The organism is Insolitispirillum peregrinum (assembly GCF_900156605.1).
Classification (GTDB): Bacteria; Pseudomonadota; Alphaproteobacteria; order Rhodospirillales; family Rhodospirillaceae; genus Insolitispirillum; species Insolitispirillum peregrinum.
Genome location: NZ_FTOA01000016.1, coordinates 1 through 8,191, shown reverse-complemented (window position 1 = coordinate 8,191; position 8,191 = coordinate 1). Strand labels below are relative to the sequence as shown.

The 8,191-nt window shown below is 69.5% G+C and carries 2 protein-coding genes; both read right to left on the bottom strand.

Annotated features, from left to right (window positions below; all coding sequences use genetic code 11):
• A partial coding sequence (locus BW995_RS20045; RefSeq protein ID WP_076402215.1) for a type I polyketide synthase occupies window positions 1-7,592 on the bottom strand: 7,592 nt, incomplete at its 3' end.
• Window positions 7,592-8,191 (bottom strand): AMP-binding enzyme (locus BW995_RS20040; RefSeq protein ID WP_245821553.1); only part of this gene is annotated, 600 nt, incomplete at its 5' end. The genes BW995_RS20040 and BW995_RS20045, both read right to left, overlap by 1 nt.

Below are 8,191 nucleotides of genomic sequence, written 5' to 3'. Positions count from 1 at the left end.
AGGGCAAACACCGCATCCTGCGGCCCGACGCCATGGCGCTGGTTGATGTCGCGGACGGTGTTCAGCACCGCCCGGTGATCCATCATCACCCCCTTCGGGGTGCCGGTGGAGCCGGAGGTAAAGATCACATAGGCCAGATCGTCCGGCCGTTGCAGCGCAGGCGGCACCTGTGCGGGCAGTGGCAGGCAGCGGGCCTCCTCGACCAGCCGCAGCGGCAGGCCACTCCAGTCCTGCGCCGCCAGCGCCGCCGAGGTGATCACCGCCACCGGTGCCGCTTCGGCCAGCACCACCGCCCGGCGGGCGGGCGGCAGCTCGGGGTCCAGCGGCACATAGGCCGCTCCGGCCAGATGCACCGCCAGCACCGCCACCACCTGCTCCCAGCTCTTCGGCAAAGCCACCGCCACCAGCGGCACATGCGGCCCCTGTTTCTGGCACAGCGGGCTGAGCTGCCCGGCCAGCCCCAGCGCCAGCCCGGCCATCTCGCCATAGGTCAGGCTTTGATGCGGGGTGATCAGCGCCACCGCCTGCGGCGTGCGCAGGGCCTGCGCCAGCAGCGGACGGTGCAACAGCTCATCCGGCCCCAGATCGGCCGCGGTGGCATTGACCGCTGCCCGCTCGGCCTGCTGGTCGGCGGGCAGCGCCACCGGCTGCACCGCTTCCCACAACGCCGGACCCTCGGCCAGACCCTGCAACAGCTGGTGATAGGTGGCAAACATCGCCTCGATCACCCCCGGTGCAAACAGGCCCTCCACCACATCCCAGTTCACCCCCAGACCGCCGTCGAGGTCGTGGACATGGTTGTCCAGCCACACCTGCGGCGTCTGGCTGATGTTGAACACTTCCTGCCCAAAGCGGGAAAAGGCGCTGATATGATGGGCAAAGCTGGTATCCGCCGTTCCCGCCAGACCAAAGGTGCTGGTAAAGACCACCGGCATCGCCGCCCCACGGGCGTTGGCACCGTCCTTCATCATCGCCCGCACCACTTCAATGCCGCTGACCACACTGTGATGCAGGTCAGACAACAGGCGGTGCTGGGCAGCCTGCGCCCGGGTGGCAAAGCTCCCTCCGGCGGTGTCCAGACCAACCAGCACGTTGGAGGTAAATTCCCCCACCACGTCCTGAATTGCCGGATGCACCGGCAGGCGGGTGAACACCGGCGCGTTGATGGTCAGGCACGGCGATTTGCTCCAGCGTCCCAGCACCTCGCCATAGGCGGCCAGCAGCACCCCGGCGGCGGTCATCCCGCGCCCGGCAGCAGCGGCTTTCAGCGCCCCCCACTGCCCGGCGTCCAGCCGGAAGTGATGACGGACAAAGCGCGGATGGTCGATGCTTTCCGGGTCACGCCACAGCGGCAGATCAGGAGCAGGCGGCAGGTCGGGCAAACGATCCAGCCAATACCGGCGGGCCCGCTGATAGCCCGCCGTCTGCCGGTAGGCGTCAAAGGCAAGCACGTAATCGCGGAACGACAGCGGCACCGCAGGCAGGGCCAGCGCCGGTTCGAAGTACAGTGCGCTCCATTCGGCCAGCACAATGCCGATGCTGCGGCCATCAATGGCCACGTTGTCGATCCCGACATGCAGGCGGGTCCGCTGGTCGTCGATCAGGCTGACCCGGATATCAAACAGCGGCCAGCAGGCCGGATCCCGGACCTTGTGCGACAGATCATGGCGCAGGTCGGCCAGCCGTTGCTCACGGTCAGGCGGGTCCAGATCGCGCAGGTCAAGGCAGGCAAAGCGATAGGGCGGCACATCGGACAGAATGCGCTGCTGGCCGTCTTCGCCGATCACCACCCGCAGCATCTCGTGGCGGTCGATCACCGTCTGCCACGCCCGTTGCAGGCGGGGGCGATCAAGGTCGAGGCAGTCGAACTCGGTGTAGCCCTGACAGGCGACATTCCCCAGTTCCAGTTCCTGCCGCCGCCCGATCCAGTAGGCTTGCTGGACATCGGTCAACGGGAACGGCAGATGGCGGTCGTGCGGACGGTCCTGCAACAGCGACGGCAGATCAACCTCCGGCTCCGGCGCGGCCTCGGGAGCAGCTCCCGTGTCTCCCCACAGCCGGGGGGTCAGGCTGGCGGCGATCCCGGCAACGGTGAAGGTACGCAGCAGCTCACTGGGGGACAGCCGCACGCCCAGCGCCGTTCCCAACCCGCCCGACATTTCAATGAACATCAGCGAGTCCAGCCCCTGTTCAATCAGGTTCCCCTGATCGCTGATCCGCTCGGCTGGACGGTTGAGCAGACGGGCAAAACGGCCCCGCAACCAGTCGCGCAGCAGGCTTTCGGCCCGTTCAGGGCTGCCTGCGGCCTGCAACCGGGCGAGGAAGGCATCATCCCGTCCGGTGCCAGCGATGGCATCGGGTTTCACCATGCCGCCCACCGGTGACCGTACTGCCCCGGCGACAGCGGCAAACACCGGAGGAATGCCGCCCTTGGCGTACTGGCGCAGCAGGGCGGTCCAGTCCACATCCATCACCGCCAGATGGGCACAGGCCCGTTCCCGCACACGGGCAAACAGCGCCAGCCCCTCGGCTGGACGGAAACCGCGCAGACCACCGCGCCGCAGGTGCTCGGCCTGCGCCGGGTCGGCCACCGCGCCGACCTCCAGCCACGCCCCCCAACTGATGCTCTGGGCCGGCAAGCCCTGCGCCTGTCGCGCCTGCGCCAGCGCATCAAGAAAGCTGTTGGCAGCGACATAGTGTGGCAGGCCGTAGGCCGGAACCACGCTGACCGACGACGAGAACAGCACAAAGGCCTCCAGCGGCCAGCGGCGTTCCAGCGACAGGCGATGCAGCGCCCAGGCACCTTCGACCTTCGGGGCCATCACCGCCCCGAACGCCGCCCACGGGTCGCTGTCGGCCTCCACCGGCAGGGTGCGGGTAACAGCACAGTGGTACAGGCCGCGAATGTCGCCCTCGAGCTGGTCAAAGGCCCGCTCCAGCGTCGCCGGATCGGTCAGGTCGGCGCGCAGCTCGGCCACCGTTACCCCCTGTTGCCGCAGGCGGGCAATCGTTGCCACCGCCTCGGGCGACGGTGCAGAGCGTCCCAGCAGGGCAATCCGGCGTGCGCCGTGCTCCGCCAGCCAGACGGCCAGCGTCATCCCCAGCCCGCCGAAACCACCGGCAATCACCTGCCAGCCATCGGCGGCGACCGGCGCGGCCTGTGGCGGCAACGCCTGCAGGTCCTGACGCTGCACACGCGGCCGCCACAGGCCGCCCTGTTCGGGACGCAGGGCCAGCAGCGGCTCGCTGTCGGCATCGGCCAGACTTGCCAGCAGGTCGGCTGGGGACACCTCGCCGGACAGCGGCAGGTCACGTTGGCGGCAGGCCAGTTCCGGGTGCCCCAGAGCAACCACCCGCGCCATTCCCCACAGCGGCGCCAGCTCTGGCCGCAGGGCGTGCCCCTCTGCCACGGCCTGCGCCCCGCGCGTCACCACCGCCAGCGTCCCCAAAGCCACTCCGGCAACCTCGAACCCGGCCAGCACATGCAGCAAACCGCCGCACAGGTGGCGCTGTAGCTCGGGCAGCGGCAGGTCTGGCAGAGGCAGCGCCGCCCGCAGGTCAACCACCCGCCGCTGTGCCGCCGTCGGCAGGGCACGGACCGCCCCAGCCACGGCCTCGGCGGAGGTCAGATCGTGTATCAGGCACACATCGGCACCCTTTTCCCGCAAGGCGTCCTGCAGCGCGCACAGCCAGAGAGTCCCCGTCTCGGCCTCCGCGACCAGCAACACCCACTGCTGCCCGGCCAGCGACGGCGGCAGGGTGGCAGCGGGGGCCGGTTCCCAGCGGGTGGCATAGAACACATCATCACGCTGATGATCGGGCTGGCCCGTGGATGACAACCGCGCCAGAATCACCCGTTCGGGCAGACAGGCCGCCGGATGGTCGGCGGCAGGCACAACCTCGACCGCCTCAAAGCCCTGTTCAGCCAGCACCCGCCGCCAGCCCGCCTCGTCAACCATCGGCTGAAGCCCTCGGCGGTCGGTATCCCGCACCGGGTCCATCAGCAGGCCGGTGGTGATTTCGCCCAGCAGGTTGGGGCGGGTGATTTCATACAGCAGGAACAAGCCACCGGGTCGCAGCAGACGGCGGGCGTTGGCCACCGCCTCGCCCAGATCGGCGGCGGCGTGCATCACGTTGGCCGCCACCACCATATCCTGAGCCCCCGCCTCCAGCCCCTGCGCGACCGGATCACGGCTGACGTCAAAACGGGCCGTGTGCAGGAACGGATAGTCGAGGAACCGCCGCCGGGCGGCGTTCAGGAACACCGGCGAAATGTCGGTGAAGGTATAGGTGGTGCGGTCGGGCGGCAGCAGGGGCAGCAGCCGTTCGGTGGTCGCCGCCGTCCCGCCGCCGATTTCCAGCAGCCGGAGCGGCCCCTGCCCGTCCTCGGCGGCGAGAAAAGCCCGTACGGCCTCGCGGATCAAGCCATTGAAATAGCGCGAGTTCGGCAATTCGGAATAGACCGCCCGCGCCTCGTCCAGCGAGCCATCGCCAAACAGCACCTCGCGCGGGTTGACCGTCCCACGCAGCATGGCAGGCAGGGCGTCAATGGCGCGCAGGGTGATATCCTTCATCGCCCCCCACACCTGCCACAACGGTTCGGCCTGCTGGCGCAGCATCGCCAGTTCGTCCTCATCGGGAACGCGCAACGCACGATAGACGCCGCCGTCGCGCTCAATCCGGCCCGCCGCCTCCAACCCGTCGAGCAGACGGCAGACCAGATCATGATGAGGGGCGGCAATCGCCATCGCCTGACACAGCGCCGTCGCCTCCAGCCCGTCGCGGAAGCCGAGGGCAGCAAAGGCCCATGCCACCCCGGCGGCACACAGGGCTTCGAGGTGCTGTTCGCGCAGCGGGTGCTGATCCAGCTCGACCAGTGCGGCAGCGGCCTGACTGAACGCCCCGACCGCCCGGCACATCTCCGGCCACGGGTCCCGCCCGCTGCCGCTCAACCGCCCGGCCAGCGGGTGCCAGTGGCGTTCCGGCGCAAAGGGATAGGTCGGTGCCCTGACCCTGGTCTGCGGCTGCAACGCCCCGGACCAGACCAGATCGGCCCCGGCCAGCCACAGCGCCGCCAGCGCACTGGCGCAGGCATCCAGCACCCGGCCCCGTTCCACGGTGCTGACAAACAGCGTCGCCGGGGCCTGCTGGCGTCCCAGACGGGTCAGGGTGGCATGGGGACCGATTTCCAGCACCACATCATAGCCATCATCCAGCAACGACGGCAGGGCACGGTCATAGCGCACGGTCTGGCGCAGATGGCGCGCCCAATAGGCGCCGTCCATCACCTCGCCACTCTGCCAGGGCCGCCCGAGCAGCCCGGCGTAGAACGGCAGGCGGGGCGTGTCGGCACTGACCGGCGCCGCCGCCGCCAGCGGCTCCAGCAGCGGTTCGATGGTTGGGGCATGGAACGGATGGGTGATGCGCAGGGGGCGCGTCACCACCTCGCGGGCATGGAAATGCCCGACAACAGCCTCGACCGCAGGCTGACGACCGGCAATCACGCATTCCGCCGGACCGTTGACCGTCGCCAGCGCCACATCCTGCGCATAGGGGGCAAGAGCTGCCGACACCTCGGCTTCCGGGGCCAGAATGGCCACCATCAACCCCGGCTCGGCCAGCCGGTCGGCCAGTTCGCCACGGGTGGTCGCCAGCGCCATCGCTTGCGCCGGGGTCAACAATCCGGCAACCACCGCCGCCGCCACTTCACCGACGCTATGCCCCAGCACCGCCTGCGGCTCGATGCCCAGCCGCTGCCACATGCCGACCTGCGCCAGTTGGTAGGCCAGCAGGCCCGGCTGGACGATGGCCGAGGCAACCGGCAGATCGGCAGAGGCGGGCGACAGCAGCCAGGCCCGCACCGGCGCGGATACCAGCGTCCCCAGCGCCTCGAAGGCAGCCCGGAAGACCGGAACCGCCCGGTACAGCTCGGCGGCCACGCCGGGATACAGCCCGCCCTGACCGGAAAACTGGAATGCCACCCGGGGAGCCGCCGCCGAGGTCAGCGGAACCACATCGCGCAAGGCGTCCTGCAGTTGTCGCCCGGCGTCGGCACCACGCGGCACCACCACCACCGCCCGCGCGGCAAAGCTGCGGCGATGGCAGGCCGCCGTCCAGGCCAGCGCCGCCGGGGCAACCGTCCCCTCCAGCGACTGGCGATAGCGGGCGGCCAATTCGGTAACGCCATCCGGCAGACGGGCCGACAGCGGCAGGATCACCGGCAACTGGTCGTCGTCTTCTCCGCTCGCCGCCACCGGCAGCAGCGGGGCCTGTTCGATCACCAGATGGACATTGGTGCCGCCAAACCCGAACGAACTGACCCCGGCACGGCGAACAGGCAGCGCCTCCGGCCATGGTTCGGCGGTGGTGGGAAAGCGGAACGGCGACTGCTCGGCCGCGATGCGCGGATTGAGCGCGGTAAAGTGTGCCAGCGGAGGGATCATCCCTTCCCGCACCGCCAGCACCGCCTTGATCAGGCTGGTGACGCCCGCCGCGGCGTCAAGATGGCCGATGTTGGCCTTCACCGAGCCAACGGCACAGCCACCGGTGGCGGCCCCATCGAGGCGGAACACCCGCGTCAGGGCCTCCATTTCAATCGGATCCCCCAGCGCCGTGCCGGTGCCGTGGGCTTCGACATAGCCGATGGAGTCCGCCCCGACCCCGGCGACGGCCAGCGCCTCGCGGATGGTGCGCAGCTCGCCGGAGACACTGGGAGCGGTATAGCCCGCCTTGCCGCTGCCGTCGTTGGTGACCGCCGAGCCGCGAATCACCGCGTGAATGATGTCGCCATCGCGCAGGGCCTGCGGCAGCGGCTTCAGCAGCACCGCCCCCACCCCGTTGCCATTCAGCGTCCCGCCCGCTGCCGCATCAAACGGACGGCAACAGCCATCCGGCGACAGGATCAGGCCATCCTGATAGCGATAGCCCGCCGTCTGCGGCAGGGTGATCGACACCCCACCGGCCAGCGCCATGTCACATTCGCCCGACAACAGGCTCTGGCAGGCCAGATGGACCGCCACCAGCGAGGTCGAACAGGCGGTCTGCACCGCCACACTCGGGCCGGTCAGGTTCAGCCGGTGGGAAACGCGGGTGGTGAGATAGTCCTTGTCGTTGCCGATCAGCCGTTGCAGGCGGGCGGCTCCCTGCTCTCCGCCCGCGTCGCCGGGGGCCGGAGACAGGTAGGTGCTGAGGCTCGAGCCCGCAAACACTCCCACCGGCAACGGGTGGTCACCGGGGGGATAGCCCGCGCCTTCCAGCGCTTCCCACGCGCAGGTCAGGAACAGCCGGTGCTGCGGATCAATCAGCGCCGCTTCCTGCGCCGGGATGCCGAACAGGCTGGCGTCGAACAGGTCAACGCCATCGAGAATGGCGGCGGCAGGCACATAGTCCGGGTGCTCGCGGCTGGCCTGCGGCACCCCGGCGGCGGCCAGTTCTTCCCGGGTAAAGCGGCGCACGCCATCGGTGCCGCTCAGGATCATCTCCCAGAAGGCCGCAAGGGTATCAGCCCCGGGGAAGCGGCCCGCCATCCCGATCACCGCGATGGCATCGGCCAGCTCGTCGGGGCAGAACGGCAGCGAAGAAACATGGGTCATCAAACATTCTCCTCAACCGGGCGACGGACGCTCCGGCGTGCGGCGCGCGCATCACGGCGGCGCTCGGCACGGTGGTTGGCATGGTCCTGACTGTCGTCCTGTGCGCCCTGCAGAAAGGCGGCCACGCCCTGAACGGTCGGATGTTCAAACAGCACCAGCAGCGGCAGCTCGCGCTGCAGGCGCTGTTGCAGGTCGCGATGGATGGCAATCAATGACAGCGAGGTGGCTCCCACCTCGAAAAAGGCCTCCTGCCGCCCGACAACGGGGACGGCGAGGTGCGACGCCACCACCTCGGCAATCACCGCCTCCAGATCGGAGTGCGGACGCTCGACCGGGCGGGGGGCATCATCGTTGCGGACCTCCGGCAAGCGGCGACGGTCGAGCTTGCCGTTGGCTGACAGCGGCACGGCATCGATCAGTGCGTACAGCCCCGGCACCATGTAGGCTGGCAGCAGGGCCGCCAGATGCGTGCGCAGGTCGGCCAGCAGCGGCGGCTGTGCCGGATCGCACGGCACCACGAACGCCGCCAGTCGCCGCCGCGCCGGGGTTTCCCCCACCGCATCAACCACCGCCTGCGCCACCGCCGGATGACGGATCAG